The following is a 276-nucleotide window of genomic DNA, read 5'->3' as shown; positions in this document are numbered from 1 at the left end:
GTTATACCACTATATATAGTATTTTCAAATTTTTATTAGTCTGTTAACTAAAACGTCACAAAGTTATTAACATTTAGTGAAATTCATATTTCTACACAATTATTTCATTAATTTTTAAAATTGTTCTGTCATTTCGACATGTTTATGCAACTTAAATCGTCACAATGCCCATCAACATTGCAATTACTAACATAACGATGGCGAATCCCCAAATCCAAAAGAATGCATACTTAATATACGTGCCCATGTTTGCCTCTGCTAAACCAATTGCCAACC

1 protein-coding gene is annotated in these 276 nt (G+C 30.4%); it reads right to left on the bottom strand.

All coding sequences use genetic code 11. From position 1 onward, the window contains the following. Positions 1-151: 151 nt before the first annotated feature. The coding region (locus tag IDG60_RS22080) for a hypothetical protein (protein WP_241013331.1) at positions 152-276 on the bottom strand (125 nt) is incomplete at its 5' end.

Source organism: Staphylococcus sp. EG-SA-2, assembly GCF_017152085.1.
The sequence above is the reverse complement of the archived record's forward strand: the minus strand, read 5'-3'. Positions and strand labels throughout refer to the sequence as shown.